Origin of the sequence: Tamlana sp. I1 (assembly GCF_015355625.1) — a bacterium.
GTDB lineage: Bacteria > Bacteroidota > Bacteroidia > Flavobacteriales > Flavobacteriaceae > Pseudotamlana.
Window position 1 is genome coordinate 1 of record NZ_JACLAF010000027.1, and the last position, 17,447, is coordinate 17,447.

The 17,447-nt window shown below is 34.4% G+C and carries 16 protein-coding genes and 1 riboswitch; of the genes, 4 read left to right on the forward strand and 12 right to left on the reverse strand.

Annotation, left to right across the window (positions count from 1 at the left end; all coding sequences use genetic code 11):
* Nucleotides 1–349: 349 nt before the first annotated feature.
* The 8 genes from H6X70_RS16610 to H6X70_RS16645 form a co-directional block, all read right to left on the reverse strand.
* On the reverse strand, nucleotides 350–1,468 hold the full coding sequence (locus H6X70_RS16610) for an ATP-binding protein (RefSeq protein ID WP_194768817.1): 1,119 nt from the start codon (nucleotides 1,466–1,468) through the stop codon (nucleotides 350–352).
* Between the two features lie 450 nt (nucleotides 1,469–1,918).
* The gene (locus H6X70_RS16615; protein WP_194768818.1) at nucleotides 1,919–2,455 is read right to left on the reverse strand and encodes an acyl-CoA thioesterase; all 537 of its coding nucleotides are present in this window, start codon (nucleotides 2,453–2,455) and stop codon (nucleotides 1,919–1,921) included.
* A gap of 10 nt (nucleotides 2,456–2,465) precedes the next feature.
* Nucleotides 2,466–2,840, reverse strand: coding sequence for a 6-phosphogluconate dehydrogenase (locus tag H6X70_RS16620; protein WP_194768819.1), 375 nt, complete (start codon nucleotides 2,838–2,840; stop codon nucleotides 2,466–2,468).
* Nucleotides 2,841–2,854: 14 nt separating this feature from the next.
* On the reverse strand, nucleotides 2,855–4,243 hold the full coding sequence (rmuC, locus tag H6X70_RS16625; RefSeq protein ID WP_194768820.1) for a DNA recombination protein RmuC: 1,389 nt from the start codon (nucleotides 4,241–4,243) through the stop codon (nucleotides 2,855–2,857).
* A gap of 136 nt (nucleotides 4,244–4,379) precedes the next feature.
* Nucleotides 4,380–6,110, reverse strand: coding sequence for a tetratricopeptide repeat protein (locus H6X70_RS16630; RefSeq protein WP_194768821.1), 1,731 nt, complete (start codon nucleotides 6,108–6,110; stop codon nucleotides 4,380–4,382).
* Nucleotides 6,111–6,268: 158 nt separating this feature from the next.
* Complete coding sequence (locus H6X70_RS16635; RefSeq protein ID WP_194768822.1) at nucleotides 6,269–7,063, reverse strand: ABC transporter ATP-binding protein; 795 nt, start codon at nucleotides 7,061–7,063, stop codon at nucleotides 6,269–6,271.
* Nucleotides 7,063–8,091 carry a FecCD family ABC transporter permease gene (locus H6X70_RS16640; protein ID WP_194768823.1) on the reverse strand — a complete coding sequence of 343 codons (1,029 nt, stop codon included), beginning with the start codon at nucleotides 8,089–8,091 and terminating at the stop codon, nucleotides 7,063–7,065. Before H6X70_RS16640 ends, H6X70_RS16635 begins: the two co-directional genes overlap by 1 nt.
* Nucleotides 8,092–9,231 (reverse strand): ABC transporter substrate-binding protein, encoded by a 1,140-nt coding sequence (locus H6X70_RS16645; RefSeq protein WP_194768824.1) that lies wholly within the window; start codon nucleotides 9,229–9,231, stop codon nucleotides 8,092–8,094.
* A gap of 86 nt (nucleotides 9,232–9,317) precedes the next feature.
* Here H6X70_RS16645 and H6X70_RS16650 point away from each other — a divergent pair, with 86 nt between their 5' ends.
* The gene (locus H6X70_RS16650) at nucleotides 9,318–9,968 is read left to right on the forward strand and encodes a diphthine--ammonia ligase (protein ID WP_194768825.1); all 651 of its coding nucleotides are present in this window, start codon (nucleotides 9,318–9,320) and stop codon (nucleotides 9,966–9,968) included.
* A gap of 1,082 nt (nucleotides 9,969–11,050) precedes the next feature.
* On the opposite strand, the gene cobC is transcribed toward H6X70_RS16650, so the two are convergent.
* From cobC to H6X70_RS16670, 4 genes are read right to left on the reverse strand one after another with little or no spacing between them, the layout of a single operon-like run.
* Entirely contained in the window at nucleotides 11,051–11,617 is a 567-nt protein-coding gene (gene cobC, locus H6X70_RS16655) for an alpha-ribazole phosphatase (RefSeq protein WP_194768826.1), read from the reverse strand.
* Complete coding sequence (locus H6X70_RS16660; protein WP_194768827.1) at nucleotides 11,602–12,363, reverse strand: adenosylcobinamide-GDP ribazoletransferase; 762 nt, start codon at nucleotides 12,361–12,363, stop codon at nucleotides 11,602–11,604. The genes cobC and H6X70_RS16660 overlap by 16 nt, the downstream gene beginning before the upstream one ends.
* A 54-nt stretch (nucleotides 12,364–12,417) precedes the next feature.
* Nucleotides 12,418–13,434, reverse strand: a complete 1,017-nt coding sequence (gene cobT / locus H6X70_RS16665) for a nicotinate-nucleotide--dimethylbenzimidazole phosphoribosyltransferase (protein WP_194768828.1) — start codon at nucleotides 13,432–13,434, stop codon at nucleotides 12,418–12,420.
* A gap of 7 nt (nucleotides 13,435–13,441) precedes the next feature.
* A complete protein-coding gene (locus H6X70_RS16670) occupies nucleotides 13,442–13,945 on the reverse strand; it encodes a bifunctional adenosylcobinamide kinase/adenosylcobinamide-phosphate guanylyltransferase (RefSeq protein WP_194768829.1) in 504 nt (167 codons plus the stop codon).
* A gap of 90 nt (nucleotides 13,946–14,035) precedes the next feature.
* Nucleotides 14,036–14,335: riboswitch (cobalamin riboswitch) on the forward strand.
* A 69-nt stretch (nucleotides 14,336–14,404) separates the two neighbouring features.
* On the opposite strand from H6X70_RS16670, the gene H6X70_RS16675 reads away from it, so the two are divergent.
* The 3 genes from H6X70_RS16675 to H6X70_RS16685 all read left to right on the forward strand — a co-directional run bounded on the left by H6X70_RS16675 (nucleotide 14,405) and on the right by H6X70_RS16685 (nucleotide 17,259).
* The gene (locus tag H6X70_RS16675; RefSeq protein ID WP_194768830.1) at nucleotides 14,405–16,267 is read left to right on the forward strand and encodes a TonB-dependent receptor plug domain-containing protein; all 1,863 of its coding nucleotides are present in this window, start codon (nucleotides 14,405–14,407) and stop codon (nucleotides 16,265–16,267) included.
* 433 nt (nucleotides 16,268–16,700) lie between these two features.
* Nucleotides 16,701–16,934, forward strand: a complete 234-nt coding sequence (locus tag H6X70_RS16680; protein WP_194768831.1) for a hypothetical protein — start codon at nucleotides 16,701–16,703, stop codon at nucleotides 16,932–16,934.
* A gap of 4 nt (nucleotides 16,935–16,938) precedes the next feature.
* On the forward strand, nucleotides 16,939–17,259 hold the full coding sequence (locus H6X70_RS16685; RefSeq protein ID WP_194768832.1) for a type II toxin-antitoxin system RelE/ParE family toxin: 321 nt from the start codon (nucleotides 16,939–16,941) through the stop codon (nucleotides 17,257–17,259).
* Nucleotides 17,260–17,447: the final 188 nt, after the last annotated feature.

The window sequence follows — 17,447 nt, forward strand, 5'->3', positions numbered from 1 at the left end:
TTAGTTGTTTTAAAGACTTCACAGGGATACCTATGTTCAATTAGCACCTAAAAACTCTAATGCATCAAGATTTTAATAAAAAAACAAAAAACCAAGACTGATATTTAATCAATTTTTGGTTTTTATATTTGATTATTATGTAATTAAGCTAAATTCTGAATGCGCCTACTTCTACTAGTTTTTTTGCTTTTAACGGAAAAATAGGATTCTTATAATGGTTTTGTATATGATTAGTGGCGTGGTTTAAGCACGGGATTTGCAACTAAAAAACGAATAGAAAATTTCCGAGGATTTTTGTAAGCAAGCTCGAACTCGCTATTAATTATACAGCTTGTTGAAAACCGGTATTTTAGATTGTTATAAACTTTCTAAAATTAGTTCTATCAACTATTTCTTCGTTTGCATTATATTCATTTACGAACGTTTTTGGCAATCTTATTTTTTTCCTTGCATTCCACTTAAATTCAAATCCGGTAATAATTCCATTATTTTCTTCAACTAAATCAACTTCTTGTTGTTGCTTGGTTCTCCAAAAATACATTTTGGTATAGGTGTTTTTGTAAGTATTTTGTTTATGTCTTTCTGATATCAAAAAGTTCTCCCACAATGCACCTGTATCTTGTCTAAGGTTTAATGAATTGAAGTTTCCTAAAACCATATTTCTAACACCATTGTCATAGAAATAAATTTTCTTATTCTTTTTTATTTCATTTCTTAAATTTCTACTAAAACTGTCTAATTTAAATACTACGTATCCTTTTTGTAATATGTCAATATAATTTGAAACAGTATTTTTATCGACACCAACAATTTGAGCGAGTTCATTGTAGTTTACTTCGCTTCCCAGTTGTAGAGCTAGTGCTTGGACAAGCTTTTCTAAAACTTCAGGTTTTCTAATATTAGAATAAGCTAGTATATCTCTGAATAAATAACTATTTACTAATTGTTTAAGAACTTCTTGTTCCTCGCCAGGATTGTTTAAAACATCAGGATAGAATCCATATAACATTCGATTCTCAACTTGTTGTTCTGAAACAAGATATCCGTGTTTGTTTTCAAGTTCCTCCCAGCATATAGGAAATAATTCGTATTCCCATTTTCGACCCGTTAATGGTTCATTAAGTTCTCTAGATAAATCAAATGAGGATGAACCGCTTACCAATAGTTGTACATCTTTAAATTGATCTGTTATTATTTTTAGTGTTATTCCAATTCCGGGTATTCTCTGAGCTTCATCTATAAATATAATTTTATTAGAACCTATAATGCTTTTAATCTGTTCTGTGTTAGGATTACTTAAGATGCTCCTAACTGTTGGGTCATCAGCATCTAGGAAGAGGTGTTTTTTGTCGTCTATTAATTTCTTAATTAAAGTTGTCTTTCCTACTTGTCTAGGGCCAATTAGAATAATAGCTTTCCCTTTACCTATTTTTTTCTCAATTTTATTTGATATTATCCTTTCATACATAACTTAAGCTTTGTTCAAATATATGAATAATACGAGTGTATTCACTAATGGTTATGATTTTTAGTGAATTAAAATTGTGTTTGGTTATTTTTTGCTTGTTTATAACTGTGAAGTATAGCATATTCAGTTTAAATTATTATACCCAATTATAAGACTAATGTCACACCCCTTTATTCCTTCTTTTTAAAGGGAAAACTGTAATGCAAGAATTACCAAATTTTTGAGTCTTTTTTAGGGTAAGAGTTTCCCTCCTAGAAAGGAGGGATTAAGGGAGGTGTTTAGTTAAGCATCAAAAGAAAGATCTAAAATTTTCGCAGCCGCTGTTTTAAAAGTTCATTTTACGTCAATCTGAATTTATTTCATATTAACATCAATATTGAATCACGATGTGGTGAGATCCTGTGCCACGCATAGCATGACGATCGTTTTAACTTTTAGGACAGGCTTTTTTTATAATGCTATTTTAGCATTTTGATTTTTTAACAACGCGAGGTGTTCTTCCATTATAAACTCTGATGCCTTAAATGTGGAGGTTCTAGATTTTGACTGCTCTTGTCTTGCAATACTTCTAGCAAAGCGTCGTATGCTTTGTTTATCGTCTAAAATGAGTCCTGGAACAGGCACATTATTTCCATTTTCGTCTTTGGCGACCATGGTGAAATAAGAGGAATTACAATGCTTAACCTCACCAGTTTGAATATTTTGCGATTCTACGCGTAGACCAACCACCATAGAGGTATTACCTGTGTAGTTTATAGATGCTTTTAACGTGACCAATTCACCAACTTCAATAGGATTAAGAAAATCCACTCGATTAACAGATGCTGTCACACAATAATGTCTCGAATGCTTTGAAGCACAGGCAAAGGCAATCTGATCCATTAAGCCTAATATATGTCCTCCATGAATTTTACCACTAAAATTAGAGTGAGATGGCAGCATGAGCTGGGTTATAGAAACTTGCGATTCTGTAGCGTGTTTAAACATATAATTTTTTTTATGGGTTGATTAGATTGTTTTTTTCGTGTTTTTTGATTTTTTCAACTTTGGTTACAAAGTATTTGGTATGACCAAGCCAAAAGAGGTTTCTGTAGCGTTCGAAATAGTGAAGTTTTACATATTCTCCTTGAAAACTATTAAGATCGTCAATTACACCTTGCTCGCCTTTTTCAACAGAGAATTCAAAGAATTGAGATTCGGAAACGCCTTGACTTATCTGACCTTCCCAGGTTTTTATTACCATGCCTTTTTTCGTGAATTTAACCAATTCGCCAGCTCTAACCCCTTCGCTATAATGTGCAAAGTATAAAAAACAGAAATAGCCAGCGGCTACAAGAATTATGGCAATTAAAATTTTAAAAAGTACTTTCATATTCAATTTATTATTTAGATGCTGTCGTCTTCAGCGCGTTTAATAATGGCTTCTGGAAGTGATTTTTTGGCTTTCGCTCCCATTTTTTTAAGTTTTTCAATACTCGTTATAATATTTCCGCGGCCGTCAACTAATTTATTCATCGCAGAAGAATAATCGCTTTTGGCAGCATCAATCTTTTTTCCAACGCCTGTTAAATCGGTTACCAAACCTTCAAATTTATCGTAAAGCGAACCAGCTTGTCTCGCAATTTCTAAAGCATTTCTTTGCTGTTTCTCATTGTTCCACATGGTATCAATGGTACGTAAAGTCGCTAAAAGTGTTGAAGGGGTTACAATTACAATATTCTTCTCGAAAGCTTTATTGTAAATGGAATTATCCTCATGAACAACCACCGCAAAAGCAGGTTCGATAGGAATAAACATCAATACGAAATCTGGTGATTCTATATCGTAAAGATCCTGATAATTCTTTTCGGAAAGTTGGTCTACATGACGCTTTATAGAATTGACATGTGCTTTTAAATGTATTGATTTTTCTTCGTCCTCGGCATTTACCAAGCGCTCGTAATCGGTTAAAGATACCTTACTGTCAATAATCATTTTTTTACCGTCTGGCAGGTTTAAAACCACATCGGGCAATACGCGAGAGCCGTCTTCTCTCGTAAAATTTTGTTGTACAAAATACTCTCTATCTTTCTCTAGTCCAGACTTTTCTAAAACACGTTCTAAAACCAGTTCGCCCCAGTTTCCTTGCATTTTGCTGTCACCTTTTAGGGCACGGGTAAGGTTGGTCGTTTCTTTTGTTATTTGCTGATTTAAGTCTTTTAAGCCTAATAATTGCTCTTTTAATGCCGAATGCATCATTAGACTTTCCTTTTGAGATGAATCGACTTTTTCTTCAAAAGTTTTGATTTTCTCTTGAAGCGGATTTAAAATATTTTTGATGTTTTCTTTATTCTGAAGAGTGAATTTTTCAGATTTTTCATCTAGAATTTTATTAGCTAGATTTTCAAATTCTTTGGTGAATTTTTCCTGAAGTTTTTCTACTTCACTTTTTTGTTCTTCATTTTTTAGCTGAAGGTTTTCAAACTCTGTATTTTTTCGAGTTAATTCTTCATTTAAAAAATCTTTTTCACGACGAATACTTTCGCGTTCGCCTTCAATTTTAAGAATACTTCCTTTTAATTCGTCTATTTGAGCAGTAAACTGGTTTTGTTGTTTGATGCGTTCTTCATCGGCTTGCTGTTTAAAACCGACTAATTGTTGTTGTAAATTGGCATTGCGTTCTTCCAAAGTACTTTTTTCACTTTTACTTTTAAGTTTGGAAATTAGCATGCCTAAATAACTACCAAAAGCTGCCGAAATTAGTATGGCGAGAATTAAAATAAGACTGTCGTTCATTTAAATAAGAAATATATTCAAATATATATTTTTTAGATTTAAGAATTAATCTCAAGATTCAATTTAATAACATTTTTAGGAATTCATGATAATCCTTAAATTATAAAATAAATTAAATAATTTAAGTGCATTTTAGTTATAAAATTGAATTAACTATGGTGATATCGGCATCTTTCCAAGCTTCGTCAAACTCAGTTTTTATGCTCTGCGCTTCTATTGTTTTATCTTGAGCAATTAGGCTATTGTATAAGCCCATTAATGACCAGCCATTCTGTCTCAGGATGTTCAAATCTTCTTTGTAAATATGTTCGGCTTCTTTATATTTCTTAGCCTTCATTAAGATGGCTCCTAAATTTTGTCGAGTCGGAATGTGCCAAGCTGCGGGTTCGGTGTATACCAGGGCATCTTCAAAAACTACAGCCTTTTTTAGATGAGCGATGGCTTGATTTAAATTTCCTTTTGCGGCCTCTAATTCTCCTGAAACGACCTCAAAAGCAATATTAGCTGAATGTACGGAAGGATTATTTGCTGTGGCAACCAAGGTTTCTAATTCAGGATCATTTTTCAGGGTTTCAATTTTATCTAACTCTATTTGGGCTTTATCGATATTTCCTTTTCTTATAAATGCTATGCCTCGCGCATAGTGTCGCATCAGGTTAAGATGTTTAATTTTTGGACTTGGTGCAGGAATGGTTAATATGTCGTTCCACTTACCAAAACGTGTGTATGCAAGTAATGGAGTGGTTGCAAAATCTTGTAAGAAGGGCATTTCTAAAAATTCGCCCATGGGCACTTTTTCGGCTGTTTTTTTTGCGGCATCAATGGCAATATCGCTGGCGCCTAATAAACTCGCCGACGACCATAAAAAATGAATGTTATGCGGATAATAACCAAGCGGGTATAGGCCTTGCGAAAAGCATTGTGATATATAATCTTCATCTGCTAAAATGGCTTTTTGGTTAGTCGTAACAGCGTCTTTGTATCTGCCAACACGTATATAAATATGAGAAGGCATGTGTACAATATGTCCAGCTCCAGGCATTAGCGAAGCGAGTTTGTCGGCACTTGTTACCCCCGTATCGGGATAAGGAAGTTCAACCATATGGATAAAATAATGGTGGGCTCCTGGGTTTTCAGGTTCTAGAACCATGGCTTTTTCCAGGGCAGCTTTCGCTTCTTTAATATTTGGAGAAGGGTTTCCATTTTTATCCCAATAATTCCACGGCACGGTATTCATAACCGAAGCGGCATATAGAATTTGAATATTAGCATCTTCAGGAAAGTGTTTCAATACGGTTTCCATGGCTTTCATGTAGGCCGTATTTAGCGATTCTGGATTCGCTTTGAAATCATTACTATACCTTAAAGAAAGCGCTTTTATGAGTTCTTGTTCTTTCTTACTGGCCTTTGGTATTAAAATAAGGGCTTTTGTAATAGCTTCGTTAATTTTTATTTTGCGCTCATCGGTTGGTATAGGATCATTTATATTAGGGCCCAAGGCAAATGCTTGTCCCCAGAATGCCATAGCCATATCAGGGTCTAAGCGTGCGGCTTCCATAAAGGAACGGTGTGATTCGGCATGATTAAAGGCATAAGATAATTTTAAACCTTGATTAAAGAAAGCTTGAGCTCTTGTATTCTTGGCGGTGACTTCAAAATGGAGCTTTCCTAAATTATTAAACAATGGTGAAATTTGTTTCGTGGAATCTATGTCTTCTAACAAATACTTTGCAGGCGTGCATGATATATTACTTATAACGAGTTTTGGAGATATTGGGGTTGCTTCAGATAAAGAAAAAGTTATGGAGACATAGGCCAGAACCAGTAATAGGGTACTACTAATAGCAATTATGAATTTAGATTTCATTTGATTGAAAATTAAAAGTTATCAATGCCATTTTTTACCCAAATGAATGGAATAAAAATTCAGGTCTGCTTTTAATTTTTTTATAAGGAGAATTCGTGTTGTAATTTTCGGTAAATCAAACACTTAAAGGTAGTTGTTTTTGTTTAAAACTGAAAATGTTATTTTTTCACCCGAAAACTTCCTGTATTCGCATCAAAAGCAATTAAATCTTCAGGGAATAAAGTATCGAATGTGCCTTTTGAAATCAGGTTGCAAGGTTCGTCTGAAACCACATTTTTATCGGTCATCACAATCAATTTATCACACAGCTGGATGGCTAAATCAATTTCATGTGAAGAAAATAATATGGTTTTTTGAGTCTCTTTAGCCAGTTTTTGTAGCAGTTTTAAAATGTATGCTTTGTGATACATGTCTAAATGCGTGGTTGGTTCATCTAGAATTATCAAATCGGTATCTTGAGCTAATGCCCGTGCAATCATGGCTTTTTGAAGTTGTCCATCACTAAGTTCGAAACATTTTTTGTCTTTAAGCGCTTCAATATTTATTTGAGAAAGGGCTTGATTTACAATGTCAATATCATCTTTTGAAAAACTCCCCACCCAATTTGTATACGGCTGTCTTCCTAAAGCCACCAATTCAAAAACGGTTAGGTTTTTAGAGGCTAAAGGCTCGGTAAGCACTAAACTAAGCACTTTTGCTAACCCTAAATTTGAATAACGTTCTAAAGTTTTATTGTTAATTAAAATGTTGCCACTTAATTTGGGTTGTACGCTGGTTAATGAACGCAGTAAAGTTGATTTTCCTATGCCGTTTGCACCAATTAACCCTACGAGTTCTCCTTTTCGTAATTCTATATTGATGTTTGAACCAATAAGGGTGCGTTCATTTTTTGAAGCATAACCAATAGCTAAATCTTCAGTTTTTAGGACGATATCTGTGTTTATTGCTCCCATTAAAACATCATTTTTCGTTTTCTAACCAATAACCAAATTACAACAGGCGCTCCAATTAAAGAGGTTATCGCGTTAATAGGTAGCGTGTAATCGCTAGAAGGCAATTGTGCAATGCTATCGCAAATAAGCATGATTACGGCGCCAAATAAAAACACGGCAGGCAATAAAATTTTATGATTCGAGGTGTTAAAAACCTGTCTTGTTATATGCGGAATGGCTAAGCCAATAAAAGCGATAGGTCCTGCAAAAGCGGTAATGGTTCCGGCCAATAAACTGGTTGAAATTATAATTAATAATCGGCTTTTTTTAATATTTAAACCTAAACTTTTAGCATAATTTTCGCCCAATAATAAGGAGTTTAAACTTTTTATGGCGGTTAAACTTAATAAAATGCCGATGGCATAAAGAACAAAAAGGATCAGGACTTCCTGCCATGATAAATTCCCCAAACTACCAAAGCCCCAGAAAAAATATTGTTGCAATTCTTCTGCCGAACTAAAATAAGATAAGACGTTTACAATAGCTCCAGAAATACTGCCAAACATGAGCCCGATAATTAAAATGGCCATAGCGTCTCTAACTTTTGTAGAGACAATTAATACCGTAAGTAATACTAAAAAACTCCCTAAAGTGGCTGCCATAACTAAGGTCCATTTTGAAGCTAGAAGACCGAGAAGGAGTCCACCAAAAAGAGAAGTTCCCATAGTAACGATTGCAACACCTAAACTGGCGCCAGAAGTAATACCAAGCACGAAAGGGCCTGCTAATGGATTACGAAACAGGGTTTGCATCATTAACCCAGAAATGCCTAAACCAGAGCCTACCATAACAGCGGTTAAAGCTTTTGGGAATCGGTAATTTATAATAATATGATGCCAAGAATTATTATCGATACTCCCAAAAATGCTATTAAAAATAGCTGCATTTGGAATAGACACAGAGCCCAAACTTATGTTTACAAAAAAACAGAAGAGGAGAAGCAAAATTAATGCTAAAAAGATGAACTTATATCTGTGAGTTGTTTGCAATTATTCTAAGCGTTTAAAAAAGTAGTTTTCGTAATTTTCTAATAATTCTGGATGTGCAATATTAATAATATCTTTTAGAATAATATCGGGTCTTAATGGGCCTAATTCATAATATAGTAACCCACCTTTTGGTCCAATTTTATTGGTGTATGTATAGATGTTTTTGTTTTTATAAGCATCAAAATAACTATAGCCTTTATGCTGATTTTTCATCTGTTCAAGTGTTTGAAAAGACCCTGCTCCAATCCATAATTCGGCTTGATGGGCTTTTTCTAGAACATTCTCGAAATTAAGTTGAATACTACCATTAGAAGGATCATTTTTCCATAAATAATCGGTGTTGGCATCTTCTAAATATTTGGCAACAAAACTTTTACCTCCAGGCACATTCCAAACATCGTTAAACATAGAGCCTGAAAAAACAACGGGTTTATATTTTACATTCAAAGCCAATTTTTTTGCTTCTAAATAACTGGTTTCTATTTCGTTGAAAATTTTATCAGCTTCCTCTTTTTTATTGAAAAAAGCCGCAATAAATTTAATCCATTCGGCGCGACCAAGCGGATGCTCTTCTGTCCAAGACCCATCAATAACAACTGGAATTCCAAATTTTTCAATTTGTTTTAATGATTTATTTTTTCCGTTTACGGTAAAAGCAATCACTAAATCGGGTTGCAGATCTAGAAATAATTCCATGTTAATCTCTAAATCGTTGTTTAAATCTTTTATTTCGCCATTATCAATGCGAGCACGCGTTTTTTCCGAAGAAATAAATTTAGTGCTAGGAAATCCAACTAAACGATCGTCAACTTTTAAATATTCTAAAGTAGGAATGTTGGTGGTAGACATGGCGACTACTTTGGAAACTGGACGCTGAATGACAACTGCCGATTCATAAAATTCGGGGATAGCTTCAACATTATCTACAATAATATAACGAAAGGCTTCTTGGCTTCTAGCCCAAGGCGAGGTCACTATAATTTCGGTGTAATTTTCGTGATAGCTAATTGAAAAACCTTTGGCGTACTTAATGTTTTCAGAGGTTATTTCTTTGTCAGTAATGACATTATTGCTTTTTTTTTCCTCTTTACAGGAAGTTAAAAAAAGAAAACTAAGGGATAGTAAAATTAAAAAACGCATGAAATAAAATTGAATTTCAAAGGTCATTAATTTTTTTGTATTACCGCATACTTAAGGTTACTTTTGAGCAAATTAAATTAATTAAGATGAATTTTTTGTGTTCTTGGAGTGGTGGAAAAGATAGTTGTTATGCCTTTTATAAAGCCATGCAATTGGGTTATAAACCTACGGTGCTTTTAAATGTGATGAATGAATTTGGTGACAGATCTAGGTCTCACGGCATTCCGAAAGAAGTTTTACAAGCTCAGGCGGAAGCTTTAAATCTGCCCATCCATTTTTTTAGCAGCACATGGACAGATTATGAAGCGAAGTACATTGAAAATTTAAACAAAATTGTAGAAACCTTTCCCATTTCGCATGCTGTTTTTGGTGATATTGACATTGAATCGCATCGTGCATGGGAAGAAAAAGTTTCGGCAGCAGCGAATCTAGAAGCGATTTTGCCATTGTGGCAAGGCAACCGAAAACAACTGGTTTTAGAAATGATTGATGCTGGGATTGAAGCCATTATTGTGTCGTGTAATCAAGACTTAGGCCCCGATTTCTTAGGAGAAACCATAACCAATGATTTGGTTGAGCAACTTGAAAATATGGGTATAGATGCCTGTGGCGAAAATGGCGAATTTCATACTTTGGTTGTAAACGCACCTTTTTTCAAGAATAAAGTTGAAGTTGAAATTGAAAACAAATCTGTTTCAAGTAATTATAATTTTGCTAATTTGAAGCTTAAAAATTAGGCTTCTCGATACGATTTCGAAGAAAAATCGAAATCACTCGAAGAGACAAAGTTAGTTTAATGTCAGTTCGAGTGATGCGACTTTAGGAGCATCGTATCGAGAACAGATTTTAGAAACAACATATATATTATTGCTATGAAGCTTCTCGATACAATTTCGAAGTAAAATCGAAATCACTCGAAGAGACAAAAGCTAGCATTGTCAGTTCGAGTGATGCGATTTTAGGAGCATCGTATCGAGAACAGATTTTAGAAACAACATTTATATTATTGCTATGATGCTTCTTGATACGATTTCGAAGAAAAACCGAAATCACTCGAAGAGACAAAGTTAGTTTAATGTCAGTTCGAGTGACGCGACCTTAGGAGCGTTGTATCGAGAACAGATTTTAGAAACAACATTTATATTATTGCTATGATGCTTCTTGATACGATTTCGAAGAAAAACCGAAATCACTCGAAGAGACAAAAGCTAGCATTGTCAGTTCGAGTGATGCGACTTTAGGCGCATTGTATCGAGAACAGATTTTAGAAACAACATATATATTATTGCTATGAAGCTTCTCGATACGATTTCGAAGAAAAATCGAAATCACTCGAAGAGACAAAAGCTAGTGTATGTCAGTTCGAGTGAAGCGACTTTAGGCGCGTTGTATCGATAACAGATTTAAAAAACATTATACAAATTATTGCTATGAAGCTTCTCGATACAATTTCGAAGAAAAATCGAAATCACTCGAAGAGACAAAGCTAGTATAATGTCAGTTCGAGTGATGCGACTTTAGGAGCATTGTATCGAGAACAGATTTTAGAAACAACATATATATTATTGCTATGAAGCTTGTCGATACAATTTCGAAGAAAAATCGAAATCACTCGAAGAGACAAAGTTAGCTTAATGTCAGTTCGAGTGATGCGACCTTAGGAGCGTTGTATCGAGAACAGATTTAAAAAACATCATATAAATTATTGTTATGAAGCTTCTCGATACAATTTCGAAGAAAAAACGAAATCACTCGAAGAGACAAAGTTAGTGTAATGTCAGTTCGAGTGATGCGACTTTAGGAGCGTTGTATCGAGAACTTATAAATCGATTTCAGTTATTAATTTAAATGTTTCATTATTCAGATTTAAATGAAACACATCCCCATAATTTATTTTTATTTTAAAAGAATCTTTTAAAGGGATGTCTAACATCTGTGCAAGAAATGCGCGGATGGGACCAGCATGAGAAACGATTATTAAATCTTTCTTTTCTTTTGAAGCTCTAATGGTTTCAAAAAAAATATGCACCCGTGATGCCAGTTGGGTGTACGATTCTCCATTGGGAACTGCTGTGTTTACAAAATCCTTCATCCATGGGTTTAATTCCTTTTCAGAAATGTCGTTCCAAGGTTTTAGCTCCCAATCGCCAAAGTGAAGTTCCTTCAGCCGATCATCAAAAACAACCAATTCATTAAAGGTTTTAGCTAGCAAAGCACATCTTTTTAAAGGGCTAGAATAGACTATGAAGTCTGTTTTCTTCGGAATTTTTAAAGCAATGTTTTTAAATTCTTCAAGGTGATTTTCAACCAAATCCAAATCGGATTGACCGTAGCAAATGCCTTTTTCTACCTCTGGCGTGGTATGTCTAATTAGATAAATTTCCATAATGCCAAAACACTTAGGTAAAATATAACTTCAGAAAATTGCTGAACCGCGCCTGCACAATCGCCTGTTTGTCCGCCAAGCCATTTTTTAAACTTTGCCGCCAAATACATTTTGGCTAAATAGCAAGGGATAATGGCTAAAAAAATAAGGGGTGTTTTAAAAAAGAATAAAGGTAAAACACCAAAAATGGCAGAGCTTACAAGCATAGAAAAACTCATGCTTTTAGCTGCTGGTTTGGCTTTACTATCATCGGTATCTCGCACATACGGATGTGTGTAAATAAGCGTTGTGGCAATAAAACGACTTAAACTATGCCCAGAAATAATAATTAATGGGATGTAAAAAGTTGGCATATCGTTTAAAGCCAAAAATTTAATAGCAAGAATTAATCCCAAGCCTGCTGCGCCATAAGTTCCTAGTCGGGAATCCTTCATAATGAGCAGTATTTTTTCTTTGGTCCAACCACCACCAAGACCATCGCAAACATCGGCGAAACCATCTTCATGGAAAGCGCCTGTAGTGTAAATTGTAGCGACCATACTTAAGGCAATAGCTATTTCAGTAGAAAAAATAAAAGAGGCTCCATAGTAAACAAGTGCACCAATACACCCAACAATTATGCCTATTAAGGAAAAATATTTAGAGCTTTTTGTTAAAAATTCAGGTTCGTGATTTACCCATTTCGGACAAGGAATTCTTGTGAAAAACATCACAGCTGTTAGAAATATTTGAAGCTCTCTTTTCATGTAATTATTACCTTGTGTACCAAGTTTAGTTATAGATGTTTTATTGTTTTAGTTTTAAGATTCGTTACTTACGCCAGCACTTTCAAAGCTTGCCATTTCATTTAAAAAATTAACCGAAGCTCGTAATAGCGGTATGGCTAAAGCTGCGCCTGTGCCTTCCCCAAGTCTTAATCCTAAAGACAACAGCGGATCGGCATTTAAAAATTCTAACATTTTTTTGTGGCCTTGTTCGTTGGAATTATGCGCAAAAACACAATAATCTAAAACCTTCGGATTAATGGCCTGTGCTACTAAAAGCGCAGCCGTTACAATAAAACCATCAATAACAATCAGCATGTTTAATTCGGCCGCTTTTAGAATGGCTCCACAAAGCATGGCAATTTCAAAACCTCCAAAAGTAGCCAATACTTCTTGGGCGGTTTTTGGGTTGTATTTCGTGTAAACTTCTGCAAGTATTTTTCCTTTTACCGAAATACCTTCGGGATTTAAACCTGTTCCCGATCCCACACAATTTTCAATAGGCGTGTTTGTAAAATAGCTCATCAATAAAGCAGCAGAAGAGGTGTTGCTAATACCCATTTCGCCAAAACCAATGGTGTTACAGCCGTTTTTATGAAGATTTTCAACAATAGTTCCGGCCTTATTAAAAGCTTCTTCGCATTGCGCAGCGCTCATGGCAGGTTCAATTTGATAATTTTTGGTGCCAAAATCAATTTTAGCATCAATAATATTTAAATTGGCATCAAAAGTATGATTCACGCCAGCATCAACCACTTTTAAGCCAACATCGTTGGTTTTGCTAAACACGTTTATGGCTGCACCGCCGTTTACAAAATTATAAACCATTTGAGCTGTAACTTCCTGCGGAAAGGGATTCACTTCACCTTTGGCTGCAATTCCATGATCGGCAGCAAAAACCACTATAGTCGGATTTGAAATTTTTGGTGTTTCTGTATTTTGAATACATCCTATTTTTAAAGCTAAATCTTCTAATTTTCCTAAGGCACCAAGCGGTTTTGTTTTTGTGTCTATTTTGTGTTGAAGTGCTTGTTTTAATGCTGTTTTAATCATTTTGAAGCTATTTTAAAGTTAAAGGAATTCCAGAAACCATCATGGTGGCTTTATCGGCATTTTTTGCAATGTGTTGGTTCATCCAGCCTTGAAGTTCGGTGAATTTTCTACCCACTTCGGTTTGTGCATGCACGCCCATACCAATTTCATTAGAAATGATAATAATTGTTGCGTCAAGAGTTAGCAATTTATCGAATTCGATTTTAGCTAATTCTAAGCTTTTTTCAATGTCGTTTTTAGTGTCTAGAAAAAAGTTTGTGAGCCATAAAGTTACACAATCAATCACCACCACTTCTTTTGGGTTTATGTATAAAGCCACTTCTTTTTCTTCTTCCACAGAAGTCCAACGTTTGTCTCTATCGGCAATATGCCTATCAATGCGTTTTTTATGATTGTCGTCCCAAATACGTGAAGTTGCGATGTATTTTGGGCTATTTGTTAAGGATAAAGCTAGGTTTTGGGCGTAACTACTTTTACCAGAGCGTTCGCCTCCTGTGATGTAATAGATCATAAAATTCTAGGTGTTAAATAGAAACACAAAGATTATTCTTTTTTAGAGAAATATCGCTTAAAAATGATTTTGATTTTAAAAATTGGTGGTACATTTGCAGCGAATTTTGGTTTCGAACAATAATCAATTGAACGGATTAAAAGGGAATCTGGTGCGGCTATTTTTACTGCTTTTTTTAAGTTAAAATGCCAATTCCAGAACTGTTCCCGCAACTGTAAGCTAAGTACCCAACATGATTGGGTATCTCTTTAAAAGAGATTCGTGTTACACTTTAGTGTCACTGAAGTAAGAGGTTGCCATAGCAAATATAATTTGCTTCGCAATGACAACTTTGGGAAGACCAGCACGGAGACGCAAGTCAGGAGACCTGCCAAATTCAAAACAAAATAAGTTAAACTTTCGGGATAAAAGTTTGCGGATGGTAGCCCCATACGACTCTCGATTTATTAGTCATTTACAATGAACAAAAAATTACATGCATTTGGTATCCTATGTTTGGGTATGTCATTAGTTGGTTTTGCACAAGAGCAAGACGATTCAGCCAAAATGGAACAACTCGATGAAGTTGTTATTACAGATTCACGATTTGCTTTAAAGCGTGAAAATTCAGGAAAAACAGTTATTAAAATATCTCAAAAAGATATTCAAAAAAATCAGGGACGCACCGTTGCCGAATTAATTAACGCCCAAACAGGTATCGAAATTAATGGTAGCAGGAGTAATGCTGGACAAAATTTAGGCGTTTATGTTCGTGGCGGACGTAACCGTCAAGTTTTAGTCGTTATTGATGGGATACAAGTTAGCGATCCTTCGCAAATTAGTGGCGAGTACGATTTTAGATTGTTAAATTTAAGTCAGATAGAATCTATCGAAATTATAAAAGGTGCAGCCAGTACTTTATACGGAAGTGGCGCTGCAACTGCCGTTGTAAATATTACAACTAAAAAAGCAAGTTCGAAAAAAATTAGTGCCATTTTTGGTTCTAGTATTGGTACTAACCAATCGCAAGACAGTCAAAAATACTACGCTGAAGATTTTAATAACCATGTTACTGTTGGAGGAACTTTAGATAAGTTTACTTACCGCGCAGCTTTTAGTCAGCAATATACAGACGGGATGTCGGCGGTTATTACCGATGCAAATGAAAAAGATGCGTTTTCAAAATATGGTGTCGATGTTATTTTAGGTTACCAATTTAGTGAAGCCTTTTCTATGCGTCTTTTCGGAAATTTTACCGATGCCAATTCTGATATTGATGGTTATGATTCGAATTTTAACCTAGCCGATACCGATGATGAGTTTAATACCGACCAATCGCGTATTGGATTTTCTGGAGAGTATAAATATAAAAACGGAAGCTTGAACTTTAATGCCGCTTACTCGGAGTACGATCGTGAGTTTATTTCTAGTTATCCTTCAGTTTTTGAATCTAAAAATTACGTGTCCGATCTTTTTAATAAGTATGTTTTTAATGATACATTTTATACCATTATTGGGGTAAATGCCATTGAAAATGAAGCCTTGTTTAATGAAGAAAAGTCGTTTACAATTATAGATCCTTATGCGAATTTCGTTTATGTATCAAAATATGGATTGAATGTGAATATGGGGGCGCGATTAAATAACCACAGCGAATATGGTTCGCATTTCATTTATAATATAAACCCATCTTTTGTAATGAAGAAAGATAATGGCGCTTACAGTAAAGTTTTTGCTTCGTATAGCACCTCTTTTATAGCACCATCATTATCACAATTATATGGTTATTTTGGAGCAAATCCCGATTTAAAACCAGAGGAAAATAAGACGATTGAAGCTGGTTTGGAGTTTAAGTTTTCTAATAATTTTCGCCTTAGCGGACTTTATTTCAACAGAGAAGAAAAAAACTTTCTTATTTACGACTATACTTTAGGCTACCAAAATGCAGCAGATTTAGCTCGATTTAATGGGGCAGAGTTTGAAGCCAATGCCAAAGTGCTAAAACACTTGAGCATTACAGCAAATTATATGTTTGCAAAAAATATAGATGAAGCTGCTGTAAGAATTCCAGAACACAAAGGAAACCTTCTTTTAGGTTACGATTTTTCGCCTAAAACATTTGCTTCTTTGTCTTACCAATACACAGGCGATAGACTTGATAATAACGATGTGGTTTTGGCGAGTTTTAATTTGTTTAACTTCTACGTAAGCCAGACAGCGCTTGATAATAAAGTTAAATTTTTCGCAGGCATCGATAATATTTTAAATGAAGATTATGTGGAGGTAACACATTACACAACAAAAGGTAGAAATGTTAGGGTAGGAATGCAGTTAACTTTGTAGGCTGAAAAGACTTTTTGATTGACGTGTTCTCGATACAATGCTCCTAAGGTCGCATCACTCGAACTGACAAATTAGAGTAAGAATACAATAAGCTTCGTTAGTCAGCTGAATTTAAATTTGAATATGCTTTTTGATTGAGGTGTTCTCGATATAGAATAATATTATTATTGAAAACGATTCAAGTGAGTAACAGAGCAAGACACCCTTAGAATTCCTTTAGTGGGATTTTAGGGGTGTTTTTAGTTTTAATACTCAGTATTTATAAGGAACATTCATGATAGGGATTAAGCTAACATTATTGATTTTAGATGTTGAATACTTTTACTTATTAAAAAGGTTTTGTGCGATGTTCCTTCGTTTAAGATAATGTGTGAATTACTTAGGTTGAACAAATCACATAGAATATTTTTGTAAATTTGAAAAAATGAACCTAATGGATTTACAAACAAGAAAACTGAATTTAATATCATATCTCGCACAGTTGCAAGATGAAAAATTCATTGAAAGAATTGAAAAGTTTATTTTAAGCAAACAAGAAAGCCAAGTTGATTTAAAGCCTTTTACTGTTGATGAATTAATTCGAAGAATTGAACAATCTGAGAGTGATTTTCAAAAAGGGAATTTTAAAACTCAAGACGAGTTAGAACAATTTTCTTCAGACTGGTAAATAAATGAAAATAATTTGGACTGACTTTGCTATCGAAAATCTTAAAGGCATTTTTGATTATTATTCGAATAAGGTATCTAACAAAACTGCACATAAAATAAGAAAACAGATTCTTGGTGCGACCAGGCAATTAATAAAAAACCCTGAATCTGGTCAATTAGAGTTTAATCTCGAAAAATTAAAACAGAATCATAGATATTTGGTTTGCGGTAATTATAAAATAATTTATCGAATTAATGACAATCAAATAATCATTAATGATGTTTTTGACTCTAGACAACATCCTATTAAAATGAACGATGAAAATCGTAATCAAAATAAATAGAATCGTTGATAATGTTTAATTCACTTTTACTTATTAAAAAGGCACATTCAGAAAACGTCGCATCCCTTGTAAATACAAGTATTTTTACGTAAATTTAAGTACATAAAAACCCCGAAAAAGGCTGATCAGAGCCAAAAACGGGGTTTTCTTATTCTTACGTTTATGAAAATACAGAAAATTAGTGAATT

Coding starts and splice junctions, on each gene's coding strand:
- H6X70_RS16685 (WP_194768832.1), top strand. CDS start 16,939: ATGAAAATAATTTGGACTGACTTTGCTATCGAAAATCTTAAAGGCATT.
- H6X70_RS16615 (WP_194768818.1), bottom strand. CDS start 2,455: ATGTTTAAACACGCTACAGAATCGCAAGTTTCTATAACCCAGCTCATG.
- H6X70_RS16660 (WP_194768827.1), bottom strand. CDS start 12,363: ATGAAAAGAGAGCTTCAAATATTTCTAACAGCTGTGATGTTTTTCACA.
- H6X70_RS16645 (WP_194768824.1), bottom strand. CDS start 9,231: ATGCGTTTTTTAATTTTACTATCCCTTAGTTTTCTTTTTTTAACTTCC.
- H6X70_RS16680 (WP_194768831.1), top strand. CDS start 16,701: ATGGATTTACAAACAAGAAAACTGAATTTAATATCATATCTCGCACAG.
- cobC (WP_194768826.1), bottom strand. CDS start 11,617: ATGGAAATTTATCTAATTAGACATACCACGCCAGAGGTAGAAAAAGGC.
- H6X70_RS16670 (WP_194768829.1), bottom strand. CDS start 13,945: ATGATCTATTACATCACAGGAGGCGAACGCTCTGGTAAAAGTAGTTAC.
- H6X70_RS16635 (WP_194768822.1), bottom strand. CDS start 7,063: ATGGGAGCAATAAACACAGATATCGTCCTAAAAACTGAAGATTTAGCT.
- H6X70_RS16675 (WP_194768830.1), top strand. CDS start 14,405: ATGAACAAAAAATTACATGCATTTGGTATCCTATGTTTGGGTATGTCA.
- H6X70_RS16650 (WP_194768825.1), top strand. CDS start 9,318: ATGAATTTTTTGTGTTCTTGGAGTGGTGGAAAAGATAGTTGTTATGCC.
- H6X70_RS16610 (WP_194768817.1), bottom strand. CDS start 1,468: ATGTATGAAAGGATAATATCAAATAAAATTGAGAAAAAAATAGGTAAA.
- rmuC (WP_194768820.1), bottom strand. CDS start 4,243: ATGAACGACAGTCTTATTTTAATTCTCGCCATACTAATTTCGGCAGCT.
- H6X70_RS16620 (WP_194768819.1), bottom strand. CDS start 2,840: ATGAAAGTACTTTTTAAAATTTTAATTGCCATAATTCTTGTAGCCGCT.
- cobT (WP_194768828.1), bottom strand. CDS start 13,434: ATGATTAAAACAGCATTAAAACAAGCACTTCAACACAAAATAGACACA.
- H6X70_RS16630 (WP_194768821.1), bottom strand. CDS start 6,110: ATGAAATCTAAATTCATAATTGCTATTAGTAGTACCCTATTACTGGTT.